Consider the following 18,979-nt stretch of genomic DNA (forward strand, 5'->3'; position numbering starts at 1 on the left):
ACCCAGCAAGGACAGCAGTGACAACCAACCGACGCTTCGACATGCCTGAGACTCATGCCGATGTCCTGCAACACGCTATGCCGATGTCCCGAGACATCCCATTCCGATGTCCTGAACCAAGACACCGTCATCCGCTCCAGCGCGCGAGCCGCGGCACCGTCCATCGGGCCGCGGCTCGCGCCGTCCTCGGGCCCTCCAGGCCGTCGGTCGCGCCCACGCTTCGGCGCGCTCGCTCATCCCAGCACTCCTTCGCGCAGGGCTCGCAGCACGGCGTTGGTCCTGTCGCGTGCCCCCATCTTCGCCAGGATCGTCGAGGCATGGTTCTTGACGGTCCCTTCGGCCAGGTGGAGCAGACCGGCGATCTCACGGTTGCTGTACCCCTCGGCGATCAGCCGCAGCACGTCCAGCTCCCGCCCGGTCAGCTGCTGGATCGGCGCCCCGTCACCCGATATCGACGAGCCCGCGCGAATGGCCCGGAGCAGGCTCTCGGTGATGGACGGCGAGATCAGGGTGCCGCCGTCGGCGAGCGTGTCCACAGCGCGGGCGAGCTGGTCGACGGTGACGTCCTTGAGCAGGTAGCCGCGGGCGCCGGCGCGCAGAGCCCGCAGCACGAGCTCGTCGTCATCGAAGGTGGTCAGCACGAGTACCGGGATGCTGCATCCCCGCGCGCGGAGCTGCTCGAGGGTCCAGATCCCGTCGCGTCGCGGCATCCGCAGATCCAGCATCGCCACATCCGGCAGATGCCTCTCGATCTGCTCCAGCGCCGTCACTCCGTTCTCCGCCTCGGCGACCACCTCGATCCCGGCCACCTCCAGCAGGGTGCGGATCCCTTCCCGGACCAGCGTCTGGTCGTCCGCGAGCACGACGCGTCTCATGGCGCCTCCAATCGTCCGCTGACGCGGAATCCGTCTCGGCCGTCGATGGTGAGGGCCCCACCGAGGGCCTCGAACCGTTCGCGCATGCCTCGCAGTCCGTTGCCGAGCTGCGGCGCCCCCGCCCCGGCCCCGTCGTCGCGCGCCTCCAGGACGACGTCGCCGCCGTCGCGGCCCAGCTCGATGACCAGGCGCCCGGCATCGGAGTGCCGGATCGTGTTGGTCACGGCCTCCTGCGCCAGGCGGAGGAAGGCGAGGGCCTGATCCTCGGTCAGCGGCACGTCAGGGTCCACCCGGACCTCGACCTCGAGCCCGGGGATCCCCTCGACGATGCCCCGCAGCGCCCCGGCGAGGTCGACCGGCTCCGCGCGCAGCTCGCCGACGGTCGAGCGCACGTCGCGCAGGAGCGCCCGGGCCACCTCGTCGGCCTTCTCGACATGGGTCCCGGCCCGCTCCGGGTCGAGGTGCCGGGCAGCCTCGAGGTTCAGCGTCAGCACGGTGAGCTGATGGCCGATCAGGTCGTGCAGCTCGCGCGAGATCCGCAGCCGCTCCGCGGTCCGGGTGGATTCGGCGAGCATCACGCTCGCGGCCCGCGCGTCGACGTGCGCCCTCGCGAGCTCGGTACGCAGGCGCTTCTCCCGCAGCAGGGCGGCGGTGCTGAGGGCCGAGGCGATCTGGATCATCAGGTAGAACCCGGCGAGCACCAGCGCCTCGGAGCGGCCGCTGGAGGCGAGCAGGCTCGCGCCCAGGACCGCGGCGGTGTTGACCACGGCGATGGCCACGGTCACCGGGAGCGGCACCACGTACACGCTGAGTGCGGTCGTCAGCACGACGACGATGTGCAGCACGCCGGTCGCGGGCACCGTGAGGATCAGTGCCCATGCGCTCACGAGTGCACAGCACAGGGACGCGATCGCCGCCCCGCGACGCCTGATCAGTGCGCCCGTGCCGAACACGGCGGCGAGGAACACCACCAGCAGCAGCGCCCACAGCGGTCGCGCGATCCGCGGCTCGATCACCCCGAGCAGCGACGGCATGGACACCGCGACCGCGATGACCAGCATCGCCAGCCCCGCCCAGCCCTCGGTGCCCAGTCGTCGCATGCGCTCATCGTAGAGCGGCGCCACCCGCGGGCACCCGTGCCGATGGTCATGGGTCATGGTGGTGACCGTCGGCACGCGCGGCGGCGAACCGCCGCTGCCTACCGTCGAGATATGACGAACACCCCTGCACCAGCCGTGATCGAGGTCGAGCACGTCGCCAAGAGTTACCGCGGCGCGGTCGCCGTCGCGGACGTCTCGCTGCAGGTGCGCGAGGGCGAGACGGTGGGGATGCTCGGCGTCAACGGAGCGGGGAAGACCACCACCGTCGAGATGATCGCCGGGCTCCGCGCTCCGGATCACGGGCGCACCAGCGTCCTCGGGCTCGACCCCCGCCGCGACCGGGCACAGCTCACCCAGGTTCTCGGGATGCAGCTGCAGGAGGCGCAGCTGCACCCCTCCCTGACGGTCTCGGAACTGATCGAGCTGTACCGCAGCTTCTACCCCCACCCGCGGTCCCAGGCCGAGCTCCTCGAGCTCGTCGAGCTGACCGCGGAGCGCGACGTCCGCTTCGAGAAGCTCTCCGGGGGTCGCCGGCAACGGCTCTCCATCGCTCTCGCCCTGGCCGGCAGGCCGCGGATCCTCATCCTCGACGAACTCACGACGGGACTGGATCCGGCGGCCCGGCGCCGCATGTGGCGCACCATCGAGACCCTTCGCGCCGAGGGCGTGACCATCCTCCTGGTCTCCCACACGATGGAGGAGGTCGAGCGGCTGTGCGACCGCCTCGTCCTGCTCGAGGCCGGGCGGGTGATCGCCGCGGCCGCACCTGCCGAGCTGCTCGCACGCAGCGGCACCTCAACCCTCGACGAAGCATTTCTCCAGCTCACCGGCCATGACCCGGAGGTCTCCGAATGAATGCCACCGACGCACACGTCCCCGCTGCGATCCCCGCCCGGTCGCCGGGCCTGCGGTCCCTGCTGGTGCTGGTCCGCTGCGAGATCCGGATGGTCGTGCGCGACACGGCTGGCCTGCTGGTTCCGCTCGGCCTGCCGCTGCTGATCCTGCTCACCAGCGCCGGGTCGGCGGGCGAGCAGGAGATCGTCCGCGGGCGCACGGCACTGGACCTGTTCGTGCTGCCACTGATCATCGTGATGGTGCTGACGATGGTGGGGGTGCTGAACATGCCGAGCTTCCTGGCGACCTATCGCCGCACCGGGGTCCTGCGTCGGCTGAGGGTGACGCCCGCTTCGCCGCTGATGGTGATGCTCGCCCAGGTCATCACCAGCATTCTGCAATCAGCGCTGGGCATCGGCCTGGCGGGAGCCCTCGCGGTGGCGCTGTTCGGGGCGAACCCTCCCGTGTACGTGCTCCCGGCGCTGGGGGTGCTGGCTCTGGCCGCGGCTGCTCTGTACGCCACCGGGATGATCGTCGCGGCGGTGGCGCCGACCCCGAACTCCGCCGTCGCCATCGGTCTGGTCGCGTTCCTGCTCCTGGGCGCCAGCGGAGGCATGTTCGGGGGAACCGAGGCCCTGCCGGAGCCGGTCGCCGAGCTCGGCTCCCACCTGCCCTTCGGGGCCGCGGTCGAGGGACTCTCCGCGGCATGGGCCGGTGAACCGGTCGCCGGCACCTCCGTGCTCTCGCTGACCCTGACCCTCGTCCTCGGGGTCGGGATCTCCGCCTGGCTGTTCCGCTGGGACTGAGGGCGGCGACGCGGTTCCCGGCCGGGATCAGCCGGTGGCGCGGCGCACCAGCTCCGCGATCCGCCCGGCGACCTCGTCATCGATGGCGGTGATCGCGAAGGCCGTGGGCCAGAACGGCCCTCCCGGTTCAGGCCGGATTCTGCTGGATGCGGATCATGTTCCCGGCGGGGTCGCGCACAGCGCAGTCCCGCAGGCCGTAGTCCTGGTCGATCGGCTCCTGGACGATGTCCGCCCCGGCGGCCTCGAGCGCAGCGAACGTCGCATCGAGGTCTGTCGCGGCGAGGTTGACGCCGAAGTAGGAGCCCTTGGCGATGATCGCCTGCAGGGTCGCGTTCTCCTCGGCCGTGACCCCGTTGCCCTCGAACAGGGGATGCAGCACGATCGCGGTGTCCGGCTGACCGGCGGGCCCGACGGTAATCCACCGCATCTGGCCGCCTCCGACGTCGAGGCGCACCTCGAAGCCGAGGACGTCACGGTAGAAGGCGAGCGAGGCCTCCGCATCGGTGTGCGGCAGGAAGCTGGAGTGGATGGTCAGGGCGGGGGGCGTCTCGGCGTTCGTGGTCATGCCTGAGACGTTAGAGGGGTTCCGGAGCCGACGCTTCTCGATTCCTGACCGGTCTGGTGACTCGTCGCGCGATGCACGGCGGCATGGAGTCCAGAACGTCGGCGCCCCGCTCACGGTAGACGGAGGGCGGGACGCCCACGAGCTCTCGGAACCGCGTGCTGAAGGTGCCGAGCGACGTGAAGCCCACCTCCATGCAGATGTCCGTGACGGATCGGTCCGTCTGCCGCAGCAGGGTCATGGCCCGTTCGATCCGCCGCGTCATGAGGTAGGAGTACGGCGATTCCCCGTACTCCTCGCGGAAGCGGCGGCTGAAGTGCCCGGCGGACATGTGCACCGAGCGGGCGAGTGAGTCGACGTCGAGGGCCTGGGCGTGGTCGCGGTCCATGCGGTCTCGCGCCCGTCGCAGCGCCACCAGGTCCGCCGTCGGGACGACGGGCCGGGGCCGCCCTGCCGGGATCCGCACGACGACGGTCTCCCCGTCCTCTGCCACCACGGTGTCCCCGTGTCCGAGCGCGCCGTTCGCTCTCGCCGCGGCCAGCGCCGAGGGTGCCTGGTCGCGGTGCATCTCCATCAGCAGCATGCCTCGCGGGGCGAGCCAGTGCGGTGCCTGCTCGAGCAGGCGACGGATCTCCGTCAGACCGTCGTCCCCGGCCACCAGCGCAGCGACCGGCTCGTGCTCACGCGCCTCGCGCGGCATCGTGGCCAGCGCGGGAGCGGGAACGTAGGGCGGGACCGCCGCGATCACGTCGGCCGTGCCCATGAGCTCGCCCGGGAAGCCCGCCAGAGCGGCGCCGTGGTGCACGCCGGAGCCCGGCGGGAGGTTGCGCCGGGCGTGGCGCAGCGCCTGCTGGTCCTGGTCGCTCACGTGCAGCCGCACCCCGGGGACCCGGCGGCCGACGATCGCGGCGATCGGGGCGATGCCGCAGTAGGGCTCCAGCACGACGGCTCGTGGGCGCCGGTGGGCAGCGGCGGCGGCCTCCTCGATCAGCAGCTCGGTGCGCTGGCGGGGGACGAACACCCCGGGCCCGACGCGGAGCCTCTCCCCCGCGATCTCGACGGCGCCGATCACGTGCTCGAGGAACTCCCCCGCCACGCGGCGAGCTGTCATCCTCTCCAGCTCGTCCTCGCTCTCGGCGGCGGCGCGCAGGAGCCGCGCCTCGTCCTCGGCGAAGACACAGCCGGCACGGCGCAGCCGCGCCACCAGCGGATCGGGTCCCATGACCGGCATTCTCGCCCCTCGAGGGCCCCCGCGCGCATCGCCATGACCGAATCCCGCTGGTGCCGCTGGCCGCAACGCGGTTCACTGGGCACATGACCATGATGACCGACGACGAGCGCTACGCCGCGATCCGCGCCCGGGACACCCGCTTCGACGGGATGTTCTTCACCTGCGTGCGCTCCACGGGCATCTTCTGCCGCCCCTCGTGCCCGGCCCGCACCCCGCGACGGACCGGCGTGGAGTTCGTCCCGTCGGCCGCTGCTGCGGTGGCCGCCGGGTACCGGGCCTGCAAGCGCTGCGGGCCGATGGCCCCTCCCGGCAGCCCGGATGACGACCCGACGGGTTCGCTCGCCGGGCGGGCGCTGCGGCTGATCGATGCGGGGGCGCTGGATGACGGCGGCACGGTTCCCGGCCTGGCGCGGCGGCTGGCGGTCTCCGAGCGGACGCTGCACCGGGCGCTGCTGGCCGCCACCGGGGCCGGTGCCCTCGCCCATGCCCGACTGCGCCGGGCGCGCCGCGCCCATGAGCTCGTCGTCGGGTCCTCTCTGCCGCTGGCGCAGATCGCGCACGCGGCCGGGTTCGGCAGTGAACGGCAGTTCCACGAGACGTTCACCCGCATCTTCGGCCATGCGCCCTCGGTGGTCCGCGAACGTGCGCGGGGCTGGCCCGGAGGCTCGGGGCCGACAGGGCGGCGCAGCACGGGGGCGGGCCGGTGACGCGGCCGGCGCGACCGGTGACGCCGCCATCGTCACCGCCCAGCTGGCTGTGCGCCGCCCTTTCGACGGAGCCGGGCTCGCCGCATGGTTCGCGCATCGGGCGGTGCCCGGCGTGGAGGAGGTGAGGGGCCTGCGGTGGACGCGGGCGCTCCGCCTTCAGCACGGGCCTGCGGTGCTGCAGGTTGACCTGGGGGCCGAGGGACCGCTGCCCCTGAGGGTGCATCTGGCCGATCTGCGCGATCACGCCGTGGCGATCTCCCTGGCCCGTCGGCTGCTGGACCTGGACGCGGACCCAGCCGGGATCGACGCCGGGCTGGCCACTGCACGTCCCGCACTGGGGGACCTGGTCGACCACCGCCCCGGAGTGCGCCTGCCGGGCCTTCCGAGCATCGCGGAGGCGCTGCTGTGGGCGATCACCGGCCAGCAGATCACCACCGCTCAGGCCCGGGATCAGATCACCCGGGCCACGGATCTCCTCGGGACGCCGCTGCCGGCGAGCCTGCACGTCGACGGCGTCCGCCGGTTGCCGGTGGACCCCGGCATCGCGGCCGCCCACGCCGAGGAATGGTTCCGTGGACCCCGCATCCGCTGCATGACCCTGCAGACCGCTGTGCGCACCGCCACCGACCCGGACGCCGGGATCGACGCCTCGCTGCCCCTCGACGAGCTGCGGACCCGACTGCTCGCACTGCGCGGGATAGGTCCCTGGAGCGCCGACTACGTCCTGCTGCGTGCCGTCAGGGCCGTCGATGTCGCGCCGGCACGAGACGTCGCGCTGCTGGCCGCTGCCCGCGACCTCGGGATCGCCCAGGACCACGCCTCGCTCGAGGCCGCACTCGCCGCCGCCTCTCCGTGGCGCTCCTACGCCGCGATGCAGCTCTGGCACCACCAGGCCCAGCTGCGCGCTCCTGAACAGCCCGCCGGCCGCGGCCGGTCCCGGACGGACCGGGACGCACCGGTCCGCGACCTCTCGGAAGGACATCTCCCATGACTCAGCCGCACCCCTTCGGTCCGTCGGCCGCCGACACATCGGCTCTCCGCCGCGCAGCACCCAGCGGGCCGGTCGCCGGCAGCCCGGCCCGCAGCGCACCGGCGACCACGTCGCCGAACGCACCGCGCCACCGCCGCGTGGCCACTGCGCTCGGTGAGTACGTGATCGCCGCGGAGGGCGAGGGCATCACCGGGCTCTGGCGCGCGCGGCAGAGCCACTATCCCAGGCCGGAGCGGCTCGGGAGACCCGCATCGCCCGATGACCTGCTGCTCACCCGCGCCGAGGAGCAGCTGCTCGCCTACTTGGGCGGCGAGCGCGAGGACTTCGCCCTGCCGCTGGCCCCGCGCGGGACACCGTTCCAGCACGCCGTCTGGGACCGGCTCCGGGAGATCCCTCGCGGGTCGACCACCACCTACGGACGGATCGCCCACGACCTCGGCCGTCCCCGCGCCGCGCAGGCCGTCGGCGCCGCCGTCGGCTCCAACCCGATCTCCATCGTGGTGCCCTGCCATCGCGTGCTGGGAACCAGCGGCGCGATCACCGGGTACGCGGGCGGAATAGAGACGAAACAGGCACTGCTGGTCCTCGAGGGGGCCCTGCCCGCGTGACACGATGTCGGCTATGTCCCGACCCGTGCAGCACCCGTTCCACTTCCCCGTCGCCGCCCGCTACGCGGGCATGGAGTCCTCGCCGCTGAAGGACATCTTCACCCTCGCCGCCCGCGAGGACGTCGTCTCCTTCGCCGGCGGGATCCCGGACCCGGACCTGTTCGCGCTCGAGGACGTGGCCGCCGCCTATGACTGGGTCCTCACCCACCAGGGTCATCGCGCTCTTCAGTACGGCGTCAGCGAGGGCGAGGTGGAGCTGCGCGAGCAGGCCGCTGCGCGCCTGTCCCGCTCCCTGCCCACCGCCGCCTCCCAGATCCGCATCACCTCGGGGTCGCAGGAGGGATTGTTCGTCGTCGCCGAGGCCCTGCTGGAGCCCGGTGACGTGGTGCTCGTGGAGTCGCCGACATACCTCGCGGCGGTGCAGGCCTTCTCCGTCCACGGCGCGCGCATGGTCGGCGTCGAGACCGACGATGACGGCGTGGTGCCCGAAGCGCTCGAGGAGGCGATCCGCACCCATCACCCGCGGATGGTCTATCTGATCCCCACCTTCCAGAATCCCACCGGGCGCACCATGCCCGTGGCCCGCCGGCAGGCCGTGGCCGACGTGCTCCAGCGCAACGACGTGCCGCTGATCGAGGACGACCCGTACGGGGAGCTCTGCTTCACCGGCAGCACCTGGGCCCCGATCGCCTCCCTGCCCGGGATGGGCGAGCGCACCCTGCTGCTGAACTCGATGAGCAAGCTGATGAGCCCGGGCCTGCGGATCGGCTGGATCCGCGCCGAGGGCCCGGTCCTGGACACGCTGGCGGTCGCCAAGGCCGCGATCTCGATGCAGTCCTCCGTGGTGGATCAATTGACCGTGGCCCGGTATCTCGAGACGACGGACCTGGATGCGCACGTGACCCGGGTAGCCGCCGTCTACCGCGAGCGGCGCGATGCGATGGCGCAGGCGATCGCGCCGGTGCTGCCCGCGGGCGCCCACGTCACTCATCCCGATGGCGGCATGTTCCTGTGGACCGCGCTCGGCGACGGCTATGACGCGCAGACGATGCTCATGGACGCCGTCGAGGCCGGCGTCGCCTACCTGCCCGGCTGGTCGTTCTTCGCCGAGAACCCGGACCGCTCGACGATGCGACTGAGCTTCGTCACGCACTCCCCCGCCGTCATCGAGCAGGCGATCACTCGGCTCGGCGAGGTCATCGCGCGCCACGGGCGGAACTGAGACGCGCCGTCGTTGAGGCGCGGCGCCGGACGGCGTACCGTGATCTGTGACAGCACTCACACGTGGATCAGCGAACTGAGGGCTCCGGGGAGGGTCGTCATGCATGCCACGCAGAACCAACGGGAGAGCCGGCCAGGTGGCCTCCTGCTCGTCGCCGCCATCATCAGCATCTGCCTGTCCTTCGGCTTCTCCGTCGACCGGACCGGTCTCCGCTGGTTCTGGACGGAGACACCGTGGGTGGCGCCCGGACTGGTCCTGCTCGGCGTCGTGCTCGGAGCGCTGTACGTCCTGATGCGTGGCCGCGCCGCCCGCCGTCGGTAGCCGGACGCCGTCGCCGTGGCCCGCCGCCGGCCGCGCTACGCCGTGAGCTCGCGCGGTTTCTGCCAGCGCAGCGTCACCCGGAATCCTTCGCGGCGCCGGAGGACGGCACCCGGAACGATCAGGTCAGCACGCTCGCGCAGTGTGGCGAGGGACCAGGCCGCCTCGCGGACCGGTGGGGAGAACTCGTGCGGCTCCTGCACGACGATCCCGGGCTCCCTCGACGCGGGTCGCGAGGGCTCCGGTGCGGGTCGCGGGTGCTTCAGCATCCCGATCAGCGGATTGGCCAGAGCGTTGGCGACATCCCACAGCTGATCCAGCGCGCCGGCCGGGCGAACCAGCGTCACCACGAGCAGGCGGCCGCCGGGGCACAGCAGATCCCGGGCCTGCAGCAGGGCCTCGTCGAGATCCATGTGGTGCAACGACGCGACCATGGTGACGGCGTCGTAGGTGCCGAGCAGGCCAGAGTGCTCTGCGTGCTCGGAGTGCTCGGCCAGCGTGCGGCGCCAGATGCGTACCCGGGGATTCTCGTGGAAGCGGGTGGCCGAGGCATAGGCCATGGCCTGGTCCGGGTCGATCCCATCGATGCGCCCGGCGTGAGCGCACAGGGCGGCCACGAGATCACCCCTCCCGCAGCCCACGTCGAGCACCCGGCCGCTGGTGGCGGGCAGGGAGCGCAGGATCCAGGGGTGGAAGTGGTGGTTGTGGTTCCACGGATGCCGGTCGTTGAGGCGCTTCAGCCCGCGGCCCGCCCAGCGGATCACCGGGTTCTCGGTGGTGCGGATGTCCATGGTCGTTCCTCTCCTCGTCCGTCCGGATGACTCAGGTGCGCAGGGCGCGCAGGCGAGCGCGTGCCATCAGCCCTGTGACCCCTGTCAGGCCGGCCGCAGCGACAAGGATCCAGAGCGGTCCCAGCAGGCCGAGCGCGGCCGTGAGCGCCCCGGCTGCCACGGCGAGCAGGACCGCGTCCGACTGCCAGGCGAGCATCGGGATCACGGACGCATCGCCCTGCGGCGTCGGCATCGGGGTGATCAGCCGCAGCGGCATCGGCCCCTTCGCGGCGTCGCGCACGCGACCCGTGATCATCACCGGCGTCAGCGCGAGGGGCAGGAGCACGGCCTGCAGCGCGCCCGGGCCCCCGGCCCCGATGAGCCAGTATCCGGCGCCGCCGACGCTCGCCAGGCCGGCGAGCAGCAGGGCCGGGGCCACGGTGTGCAGCAGCGCCTGGACCTCGGCGCTCTGCCCGAACAGGCCGGGCGCCCCGAGGGTGTGGACGGCGTGGCGGATCCCGTCGACGAAGGGCCCGCTCGCGGCCCACAGGCCCATGGAGCCGACGAGGACGGCGAACCAGGCCAGCGGCCCGGTCATCGTGGTCGATCCGGCGAGGGTCGCGGCCGCCAGCACCGTCACCAGCGCACCGGTGGTGACGCTCTCGGGCGACCGCAGCCAGGCCACGGCATCCCGTCGCGCGTAGACCAGCATCAGCGGCCCCGGCCCGATGGCGCCGAGGCGCCTGCCCGTCGAAGGCGGCAGGCGGAACGTGCCGGCCGCGGCGGCAAGATCGCCGCTGGTCGCGACCGTGACGGCGGACTGCCATCGCTGCGCCTGCTCCTGCAGCACCCGCCCGCGCAGCCGATCCAGAAGCGGGACTCCCGCCGCGGTCAGCAGGATCCCCGTCACGAGCAGGCCGAGCGCCCAGGCGCCGGCCGCCCCGGCACCGACCGGGTAGGCACCGCCGAGGCCCACGGTCAACGGCGCGAAGGCGGTCAGCACCGCGCCCACCGCGAGCGCCCCGGCCAGCAGACGTCGCCCCGCCGGGTCCAGCAGCTGGCCCGCCAGCCACGAGGTGGCCAGGAGCAGTCCGGTGCCCACCGCGGCCACGACGAACCACATCGACCCCGCCGCCGTGGTGTGCCCGGCCGTCAGCAGCGTGACCGCGATCAGCGCCGCGAGGACGACCGCGGCGAACAGCGGCACCATCAGGGCGCGGAGGAAAGGACGCCACAGCACCGCGCGGCGGCGGATCCCGCTCCAGGCGAGCGTCTCGATGAAGAACGGGGCGAGCAGTGCGGGACCGCGCACCGCACCGAGCAGGACCAGCGCAGCGCCCGCGGCGAGCGTCACCGCGGTGCTGACCTGCGGGGCGGCCGTCGTGGTCAGGACGGGAAGCACGTCCGGCCGGGCCAGGGCGCTGCCGGCCGCCTGCAGTGCCGACGAGCCGAACACGAGCACGCTGAGGGCCGCGACGTAGACGAGATAGAGGACATCGCCGCGGGTTCGGGCCTGGTCGCGCTGGGCCCAGACCTCCCGGACCGCGGCCAGCTGGTTGCTCACGCCTGCTCCTCCAGGCCCAGGCGCGCGCCGGCGAGCTCGTCCAGCAGACGCGGGCTATGGCTGGCCAGCACGACGGCCGCGCCGGCCTCGGCCCGGGCCCGGATGGCGTCGATCACCAGGCCGAGGCGCTCGGCATCCAGCCGCTGCTCGGGCTCGTCGAGCAGGAGCACGCTGCACGGACGAGCGAAGGTCAGGGCGAGCGCGACCAGCTGCGACTGCCCGCTGGAGAGCTCGTGCGGGAAACGTCGTCCCAGTGGGGCGATCGCCAGCTCCTCCAGCAGGTCGTCGGCGCGCCTGCGCGCTGCTCCGGTGGCCGTTCCCCAGGTGGCCCCGATGAACTGCAGGTGCTCGGCGATCGTGAGGTCCCGCGCCGTCTGCGGCGGCCCGATGAGCGCGGCGAGCGCGGCACGGAAGGTGCGATCCCGATCGTCGGGCACGCGACCGGCGATGCGGACACTGCCCGCCGTGGGTGCCATGACGCCCGCCAGCACGCGCAGCAGCGTCGTCTTCCCGGATCCGTTGGCACCGGTGACAGCGAGGATCTCCCCCGACCGGACCCTCCCGGTGGCCTCGGCCAGCAGCACGTTCTCGTCGGCGACGACGCCGACGCCCTCGAACCGGACCGGAACGGGCGACGGGCTCGCGGCGCTGCGCCGGGGAGTGCGACTCATGGCCCCATGAGACCTCATCGCGGAGCGGCCGGGCATCCGCCATCGGTCGTGGTCGCGATGACGAGGGTCGAGCCGGCACTGTCGGCGGCACCCACCCCGGAGGCCGCCCGGCCGGGGCCGCGCGATCGGGTGTGAGAGATCCCGGGCGGCCCGCCACTGGATATCGTCTCCGCCCCGTGAGATCCTGGTGGGGCGCCGCCGTAGGTGCCGGCACCCTGTTTCTGCAGGTCGGACGGCACCCGAGCTGCTGTGCGCGCACTCGCCGTCCCCGTTCCCCGCCCGGGTCGTCGCGAGACGTCGCGCACGGCCGCCGTGAACCGTTCCGGTTCCCGGTACCGGCGACGCACAGGTCCAACGAGGAGGTCCCCCTTGTCCGCTGCCACCGCACCCGTCAGCACCACCCCGCCGAAGCCCGGCGATCTGCTGACCCACCCGGTCCACGGCCCGGTTCGCATCCTGGCCACCTGCACCCGCTCCGTCCGCGGGACCGACCGGGACTACGTCGACCTCGAAGTCGTCGGGGACGAGATGCGGATCTCCGTCCCGGCCGACAGCAATGACGTCATCGGGCTGCGCCCGCTGCTCGAGGAGAAGGAGATCTCCGAGCTGATCGAGCAGCTCGGCGAACCGATCGAGCCTCCGGAGAAGAAGGCGTCCTGGGCGCACCGGATCAAGGCGCTGACCATGCAGCTGCAGACCGGTCGGCTCACGGACCGCATCGAGGTCATCCGCGGCATCCTGGGTGACTCGGGAGGCACACCGTCGAGCCTCGCCGAGCGCACACTGCTGAAGCAGGCGATCGCGCCGCTGGCCACCGAGATCGCCATCGCCCGCGACATCCCGCGTGATGACGCCCATCAGCTGCTGGTCGATACCGCTGAGCAGGCCGTTCAGGCCGGCGGAGCCGCCGGCCACGGGGACTCGGCGGCCTGAGGGGCTGCACGAGCCGGGCCGCTGCGCCGGTCCGGCTCATCGCGCGGCCCGGTTCGGCCGACGCTCCTCGACCGACGTTCCCGTTCAGCGCACCCGGGTGCTGCCCGACGGCGTGAGGCGAGGAAGCACCCGCATCAGCCAGAGTCCGCCCGCGATGCACAGTCCGCCGGTGGCGGCCCCGGCCGCCGCGACCGGGGCGATCAGGGTGATGCCGGTGACGATCAGCGGTGCCGCCAGCCGCCCCGCGCCCAGCATGGTGTTCCACCACGCCAGGTATCCGGTGCGGCCGTGCACCGGGGACACGTCGATCCCCAGGGTCATGACGATGCCCGAGCCCAGCCCGTTGCCGAGCGCGATCAGGAGGGTCGGGACCAGCAGAGCGACCAGCGCGGCCGCGACGCCGCGTCCGGCCAGCGCCTCGCCCAGCACGGCGAGCAGCACGAACCCGGCCCCCATCATCACCGCGCACGGGACGGCGACCGCGACGCGGCCGTAGCGGTCCATGATCGTCCCGGCGGGGATCACCAGCAGGATCTCGATCACGGCGCTGACGCCGAAGACGATGGAGACCCACACCGAGCCCAGGCCGAGTGCCGCTCCCAGCAGCGGGATGATCACGGGACGGTTCACTCGGGCCATCATCACCGGTGCGATCCCCAGCCCCACCACGACCATGCGGGCCACCACGGCACGGTTCAGCCGAGTACGAGCCTCGGTGCGCGAGCCCCTCCCGCGTCGCGGCCGGGGCGTGACATCCGGCCTCTCCCCCGGCGGCAGGAACACCGCGACCATCGTCGTCGCCGCCGCCGAGGTGACCGCGAACAGCACGAAGACGCCGGTGTCGGGGCCGAGCGCCATCACGATCGCCCCGAGCAGCGGCCCGATCACCTGGCCGATACGGATCACGCCGCCGAACAGCGTCATCCCGCGGGCCCGCATCGCCGGGGGCAGCACGGTCCCCAGATAGGCCTGCCGGCCCAGCTGCCACACCTGCGTACTGGTCGCCATCACCATCAGCAGCACCACGAGCGTGACCTGGTGGGCGAGACGGGGCGCACCGGACAGGGCCGGGGTGATCACGAAGAACGCGATGAGGTTGGCGATCACCAGCAGGCACCCGGTGGCCACGAGCGAGCCTCTCGCCCCGAACCGCGAGATCAGCCGTCCGGCGGGGATCGGGCCCAGGAACGAGGCGAGCCCGAAGATGGTGGTCAGCGCCGCCGACTGCGGCACGCTGAAACCGAGGTCGAGCGCGAGCAGCGGGACCACCGGCATCAGGGCGGCCAGACCGGAGAACTCCAGCAGGCTCGGCGCGTACACCGACGGGGTCAGCGCCCACATCACCTGGCGCGGGCTGCGCGACCGCCCCGTCGGGAAGATCTGCGCGGGCGGTGTCACGCGCAGATTCTGCCACCGGGTACTGAGCCTGGGCAAATACTTCCACGACGCGGACGCACGGCAGATCCGGAGCCGCGCGCTCCGCGGTCGTCCTTCTCGTCGCGAGCCGTCAGACGCGAGCCGTCAGGCGCCGTAGGCGCTGGCCGTCGCCGCCTCCCCACGCCGGGCGGTGGTCTCGTCGACGCCGGCTGCGATCGCCTCCGCCGCCCAGCGCACGGACCAGGCGCGCACGTGCTCGGCGCCCTCGGCGCTGTCCAGCCAGGCGGGCGTCGGCGTCGGCACATCGAGCAGGCAGCTCGCGCGCCAGCCGTCGGTCAGGGCGGCGAGCGCGAGCAGCGCGATCTCCCAGTCGACCGCGGCCAGTCCGGGGCCGACGCGGTCGAACTCATCGCGCTCGATCAGGGTCGTATGGCGCACGCGCAGCTCTGTGGTGCCGTCGTCCTCCGGGTCCAGCCGGATCAGCAGCGGGTCCTCCGCGCCGCCGCGGTCCCAGGTCAAGGAGATCTTGTGCGGCGCCTCCACATGGAGGATCCGGCCGACCGCACCTTCCGGCGCCTCGAACCGACCGCCCTCGCGCAGGTCCCCGGCCACCGGGCCGAACCAGCGGGCGAGCTGATCCGGGCGTGTCAGCAGCGGCCACAGCTGCGCTGGGGCCCGGGTGATATTGGTGGTCAGGGTGAGCACGGTGCGCACCAGGGCACGCCCCTCATGCAGCTGCTCATCGATCTCGAGTTCGCGTCGCACCGCATCGATCACGGGCAGCGACTCCGTGACAGTCATCTTCTCCTCGGAGGGTCGAACCGCTCCGCACCGGCGACTGTGCGCGGGCACGGACGATCGAAGATTAGCCCACGGGAGCGCACCGTGCCATGGGTGCGCAGCGCGCTGTGAGCGAACGGGGCACCGGCGGGGTCGCCCACGGGCGGCTCCCGCGGGCGAGCACAGGACGGCCCGGGGCCACAGGACGGCCACCGGTCACAAGATGGCCACCGGTCCCCTTCCCCGGCGCCTGCGAGCGCCCGGCCCGTAGCATGGCGGCCGTGGATTACGAGGCAGACTTCAGACCGTCCGACTTCACCGCCCACCTCTTCGACCTCGACGGCGTCATCACGCCCACGGCCGAGGTGCACATGCGCGCCTGGGCCCGCATGTTCGACGGGTTCCTCGCCGCCCGCGGCGTCGAGGAACCCTACACCGATCTGGACTACTTCACCCACGTCGACGGCCGGCCCCGCTACGACGGGGTGCGGACCTTCCTCGCCTCCCGCGGCATCGAACTGCCCGAGGGGGCCGACGACGACCCCGCCGACCAGCCGTCCGGCCAGGAGACCGTGCGCGGCCTCGGCAACCGCAAGAACGATCTCGTGCTGGAGCTGCTGCGCGCCGAGGGCGTGAAGCCCTACCCCGGCACCGTCACCTATCTCGACTCCCTGCCCCGGAGCGCACGGCTGGCGATCGTCTCCTCCTCCCGCAACGCCGAGGAGGTCCTGCGCGCCGCCGGACTGCTCGAGCGCTTCGAGCACGTCGTGGACGGCAACGTCTCCGCGCGGGAGGGGCTGCCCGGCAAGCCGCGGCCCGATACCTTCGTCCACGCCGCCGGGCTGCTGGGCGTGGCCCCGGCAGACGCCGTCGTCTACGAGGACGCCGTCTCCGGCGTGAAGGCAGGGGCCGACGGGGACTTCGGGGCCGTCATCGGGGTCGATCGCGGGGCGGGCCTCGATGACCTCTCCGCCGCCGGCGCCACCCTCGTCGTGACCGACCTCGAGGAGATCGCATGAACCGTCAGCGCAACGTACCCACCGACCCCGTCGACCGCGTCCACCTCCCCGTCGACGAGTGGCGACTGGTCGAGTCCCGCCCCAACGGCGACCTCGGGCTCATGGAGACCCTGTTCGCCACCGCCAACGGGTACCTGGGGATGCGCGGGACGCCCTCGGAGGGCCGTGACGTGCACAGCCACGGCACCTTCCTCAACGGGTTCCACGAGACCTGGCGCATCCACCACGCCGAGGCCGCGTACGGCTTCGCGAAGTCGGGCCAGACCATGATCTCCGTGCCCGACTGCTCGGTGCTGAAGCTGTATGTCGACGACGAGCCGCTGCTGCTGTCGATGGCCGACCTGGACACCTACGAGCGCTGGATCGACTTCCGCGAGGGCGTGATGCGGCGCGAGCTGATCTGGCGCACCCCGGCCGGCAAGCGGGTCAAGGTCACGACCGACCGCATGGTGTCCTTCACCCAGCGGCATCTGGCCCTGCTGAGCATGCAGGTCACCATGCTCGACGGCTCCGCCCCGGTCGCGATCTCCTCACAGCTGATCAACCGTCAGGACATCGCCGACGACTACGGCAAGGGCATCGACGGCGGGCCGATCGCCACCAAGGACGATCCCCGCCAGACCACGTCCTTCGAGCACCGCGTGCTCGAGCCCCAGCAGGACTGGCACAGCCAGCGCCGGATGCTGCTGGGGTACAAGGTCGCCGATTCCGGCATGACGCTCGCCGTCGGCGCCGACCACACCGTCGAATCCGATGTCGAGGTCGAGGAACTCATCGACACCATGCCGGACCTCGGCCGCCACGTCAGCCGGGCCGAGCTGGGACCCGGTGACACCCTGACCGTGCGCAAGGCCGTCGCCTACCACAGTTCGCGCTCGGTCCCCCACCGCGAACTGTTCGATCGGTGCCGTCGCACCCTGGACCGGGTCCGCGCCGAGGGGTTCCAGAAGCATTACCAGGATCAGCGTGACTACCTCGCCGACTTCTGGGAGCGCTCGGACGTCGAGATGCCCGGACAGCCCGCCGAGCAGCAGGCCGCACGCTGGTGCCTGTTCCAGCTCGCCCAGGCCTCCGCCCGTTCCGACCAGTGGGGCATCCCCGCCAAGGGCCTGACCGGCTCCGGGTACGAGGGCCACTACTTCTGGGACACCGAGATCTACGTCGTCCCGTTCCTGACCTTCACGGAGCCGTCGTGGGCGCGCAACGCGCTGAGGTTCCGCGCCAATCTGCTGCCCAAGGCTCGCGAGCGCGCACGCGAGCTGAACCAGCGCGGAGCGATGTTCCCCTGGCGCACCATCAACGGGGACGAGGCCTCGGCCTACTACGCCGCCGGCACCGCCCAGTACCACATCAATGCCGACGTCGCTTTTGCGTTCTCCCAGTACGTGGACGTCACCGGCGACCTCGACTTCCAGCGCCGCGACGGGGTGCGGGTGCTGGCCGAGACCGCCCGCCTCTGGGCCGACCTCGGCTTCTGGCGGTTCAGCGGCAATGGCCGCTCCAGCTTCCACATCAACGGCGTCACCGGCCCGGACGAGTACACCACCGTGGTCAACAACAACATGTTCACCAACGTCATGGCCCGCCACAACCTGCGCCGGGCCGCACGGGCGGTGCGCGAGCTGCGCGCCGCCGACCCGGAGGCCTATCAGGTCCTGGCCGCCGAGATCGAGTTCGACGAGATGGAGCTCGAGCAGTGGGATGCCTGCGCGGACGGCATGCACGTCCCCAAGGACGAGACCTTCGGGATCCACCTCCAGGAGGACCGGTTCCTCGAGCGCGAGGTGTGGGACATCGCCAACACGCCGGCCGACTCGTTCCCGCTGCTGCTGCACTACCACCCGCTGGTCATCTACCGGTTCCAGGTGCTCAAACAGGCCGACGTGGTGCTCGCACTGTTCCTGCGCGGCGCCGAGTTCACCCCGGAGGAGAAGCGGGCCGATTTCGAGTACTACGACCCGATCACCACGGGCGACTCCTCGCTCTCGGCGGTGGTGCAGTCGATCATGGCCGCCGAGGTGGGCCACCAGAAGGCCGCCCTGGACTACTTCCGGGCCGGACTGTTCGTCGACATCGCCGATCTGCATCACAACACCTCCCGGGGGGTGCACATCGCCTCGGCCGGGGGCGTGTGGAACGCGCTGGTCCACGGGTTCGGCGGTATGCGGCAGGTGGAGGGCCGGATCTGCTTCGATCCCCGTCTTCCCGCCGAGTGGCCGGAGCTGCGCTTCCCCCTGACGGTGCGAGGCTCGCGCTTCCGGGTGCGGCTGGTGCGGGACGAGATCTCCTTCACGCTCGAGGAGGGCCCCGAGATCGAGGTCTCGGTGCGTGAGCAGGACGTCACGGTCACCGCCGAGGGGGTCGCCGTGCCGCTCGCGGACCAGGGCCCGGTGCTCGACGACGCGGTCCTGGCCACGCCCGTCGGCCTCGGGGACCGGCGCGCCGACGGGTCCATCGTGACCTCCTACGTGCCGCAGGACCCCGAGGATCCATGGCAGTATCCGGTCGCGACCGATCCCGACGACATCATCGAGACCGGCTGAGCGGGGCATCTGACCTCTCGGTGGCATAGGCTCCACCAGCGTCATTCCCCGACGTGACCTGTCTGCCC

General features: G+C 72.2%; 19 protein-coding genes. 10 read left to right on the top strand and 9 right to left on the bottom strand.

Going from position 1 to position 18,979, the window contains the following annotated elements; genetic code table 11:
- Positions 1-233: 233 nt before the first annotated feature.
- The gene (locus tag ACFQS2_RS14355; protein WP_377794183.1) at positions 234-875 is read right to left on the bottom strand and encodes a response regulator; all 642 of its coding nucleotides are present in this window, start codon (positions 873-875) and stop codon (positions 234-236) included.
- Positions 872-1,975: a sensor histidine kinase gene (locus tag ACFQS2_RS14360; protein WP_377794184.1), complete on the bottom strand. Its 1,104-nt coding sequence runs from the start codon at positions 1,973-1,975 to the stop codon at positions 872-874. Before ACFQS2_RS14360 ends, ACFQS2_RS14355 begins: the two co-directional genes overlap by 4 nt.
- Before the next feature lie 111 nt (positions 1,976-2,086).
- Here ACFQS2_RS14360 and ACFQS2_RS14365 point away from each other — a divergent pair, with 111 nt between their 5' ends.
- Both ACFQS2_RS14365 and ACFQS2_RS14370 read left to right on the top strand, forming a co-directional pair.
- Positions 2,087-2,830: an ABC transporter ATP-binding protein gene (locus tag ACFQS2_RS14365; RefSeq protein WP_377794185.1), complete on the top strand. Its 744-nt coding sequence runs from the start codon at positions 2,087-2,089 to the stop codon at positions 2,828-2,830.
- A complete protein-coding gene (locus ACFQS2_RS14370) occupies positions 2,827-3,615 on the top strand; it encodes an ABC transporter permease (protein WP_377794186.1) in 789 nt (262 codons plus the stop codon). Before ACFQS2_RS14365 ends, ACFQS2_RS14370 begins: the two co-directional genes overlap by 4 nt.
- 127 nt (positions 3,616-3,742) lie before the next feature.
- Here ACFQS2_RS14370 and ACFQS2_RS14375 read toward each other — a convergent pair whose 3' ends face one another.
- Together ACFQS2_RS14375 and ACFQS2_RS14380 are read right to left on the bottom strand one after the other, a co-directional pair.
- Positions 3,743-4,180 carry a VOC family protein gene (locus ACFQS2_RS14375; protein WP_377794187.1) on the bottom strand — a complete coding sequence of 146 codons (438 nt, stop codon included), beginning with the start codon at positions 4,178-4,180 and terminating at the stop codon, positions 3,743-3,745.
- A gap of 10 nt (positions 4,181-4,190) precedes the next feature.
- Positions 4,191-4,637 carry a helix-turn-helix transcriptional regulator gene (locus ACFQS2_RS14380; RefSeq protein ID WP_377794213.1) on the bottom strand — a complete coding sequence of 149 codons (447 nt, stop codon included), beginning with the start codon at positions 4,635-4,637 and terminating at the stop codon, positions 4,191-4,193.
- Between the two features lie 854 nt (positions 4,638-5,491).
- On the opposite strand from ACFQS2_RS14380, the gene ACFQS2_RS14385 reads away from it, so the two are divergent.
- The 5 genes from ACFQS2_RS14385 (at position 5,492) to ACFQS2_RS14405 (ending at position 9,257) form a co-directional block, all read left to right on the top strand.
- Positions 5,492-6,115 carry an Ada metal-binding domain-containing protein gene (locus tag ACFQS2_RS14385; RefSeq protein ID WP_377794188.1) on the top strand — a complete coding sequence of 208 codons (624 nt, stop codon included), beginning with the start codon at positions 5,492-5,494 and terminating at the stop codon, positions 6,113-6,115.
- A complete protein-coding gene (locus tag ACFQS2_RS14390; protein ID WP_377794189.1) occupies positions 6,027-7,106 on the top strand; it encodes a DNA-3-methyladenine glycosylase family protein in 1,080 nt (359 codons plus the stop codon). The genes ACFQS2_RS14385 and ACFQS2_RS14390 overlap by 89 nt, the downstream gene beginning before the upstream one ends.
- The gene (locus ACFQS2_RS14395) at positions 7,103-7,714 is read left to right on the top strand and encodes a methylated-DNA--[protein]-cysteine S-methyltransferase (protein WP_377794190.1); all 612 of its coding nucleotides are present in this window, start codon (positions 7,103-7,105) and stop codon (positions 7,712-7,714) included. Before ACFQS2_RS14390 ends, ACFQS2_RS14395 begins: the two co-directional genes overlap by 4 nt.
- 13 nt (positions 7,715-7,727) lie before the next feature.
- Complete coding sequence (locus tag ACFQS2_RS14400) at positions 7,728-8,936, top strand: PLP-dependent aminotransferase family protein (RefSeq protein ID WP_377794191.1); 1,209 nt, start codon at positions 7,728-7,730, stop codon at positions 8,934-8,936.
- A 99-nt stretch (positions 8,937-9,035) separates the two neighbouring features.
- A complete protein-coding gene (locus ACFQS2_RS14405; protein ID WP_377020291.1) occupies positions 9,036-9,257 on the top strand; it encodes a hypothetical protein in 222 nt (73 codons plus the stop codon).
- Between the two features lie 35 nt (positions 9,258-9,292).
- On the opposite strand, the gene ACFQS2_RS14410 is transcribed toward ACFQS2_RS14405, so the two are convergent.
- The 3 genes from ACFQS2_RS14410 to ACFQS2_RS14420 are packed head-to-tail and all read right to left on the bottom strand — an operon-like array spanning position 9,293 to position 12,259.
- Positions 9,293-10,045, bottom strand: coding sequence for a class I SAM-dependent methyltransferase (locus ACFQS2_RS14410; RefSeq protein WP_377794192.1), 753 nt, complete (start codon positions 10,043-10,045; stop codon positions 9,293-9,295).
- A 31-nt stretch (positions 10,046-10,076) separates the two neighbouring features.
- Positions 10,077-11,588 (bottom strand): hypothetical protein, encoded by a 1,512-nt coding sequence (locus ACFQS2_RS14415; RefSeq protein ID WP_377794193.1) that lies wholly within the window; start codon positions 11,586-11,588, stop codon positions 10,077-10,079.
- On the bottom strand, positions 11,585-12,259 hold the full coding sequence (locus tag ACFQS2_RS14420; protein ID WP_377794194.1) for an ATP-binding cassette domain-containing protein: 675 nt from the start codon (positions 12,257-12,259) through the stop codon (positions 11,585-11,587). Before ACFQS2_RS14420 ends, ACFQS2_RS14415 begins: the two co-directional genes overlap by 4 nt.
- Before the next feature lie 369 nt (positions 12,260-12,628).
- Between ACFQS2_RS14420 and ACFQS2_RS14425 the strand changes: the two genes are divergently transcribed.
- Positions 12,629-13,192: a CarD family transcriptional regulator gene (locus ACFQS2_RS14425; RefSeq protein ID WP_377020286.1), complete on the top strand. Its 564-nt coding sequence runs from the start codon at positions 12,629-12,631 to the stop codon at positions 13,190-13,192.
- A gap of 84 nt (positions 13,193-13,276) precedes the next feature.
- Here the strand turns inward: ACFQS2_RS14425 and ACFQS2_RS14430 are convergent, their stop codons facing one another.
- Together ACFQS2_RS14430 and ACFQS2_RS14435 are read right to left on the bottom strand one after the other, a co-directional pair.
- Positions 13,277-14,590, bottom strand: a complete 1,314-nt coding sequence (locus tag ACFQS2_RS14430) for an MFS transporter (protein ID WP_377794195.1) — start codon at positions 14,588-14,590, stop codon at positions 13,277-13,279.
- A gap of 123 nt (positions 14,591-14,713) precedes the next feature.
- Positions 14,714-15,370 (bottom strand): SRPBCC domain-containing protein, encoded by a 657-nt coding sequence (locus ACFQS2_RS14435; RefSeq protein WP_377020284.1) that lies wholly within the window; start codon positions 15,368-15,370, stop codon positions 14,714-14,716.
- A 251-nt stretch (positions 15,371-15,621) separates the two neighbouring features.
- Here ACFQS2_RS14435 and ACFQS2_RS14440 point away from each other — a divergent pair, with 251 nt between their 5' ends.
- Both ACFQS2_RS14440 and ACFQS2_RS14445 read left to right on the top strand, forming a co-directional pair.
- The gene (locus ACFQS2_RS14440; RefSeq protein WP_377020283.1) at positions 15,622-16,368 is read left to right on the top strand and encodes an HAD family hydrolase; all 747 of its coding nucleotides are present in this window, start codon (positions 15,622-15,624) and stop codon (positions 16,366-16,368) included.
- Complete coding sequence (locus ACFQS2_RS14445; RefSeq protein WP_377794196.1) at positions 16,365-18,911, top strand: glycoside hydrolase family 65 protein; 2,547 nt, start codon at positions 16,365-16,367, stop codon at positions 18,909-18,911. The genes ACFQS2_RS14440 and ACFQS2_RS14445 overlap by 4 nt, the downstream gene beginning before the upstream one ends.
- The last annotated feature ends 68 nt before the right edge of the window (positions 18,912-18,979 follow it).

The organism is Brachybacterium sp. GCM10030267, assembly GCF_042666875.1.
GTDB lineage: Bacteria > Actinomycetota > Actinomycetes > Actinomycetales > Dermabacteraceae > Brachybacterium.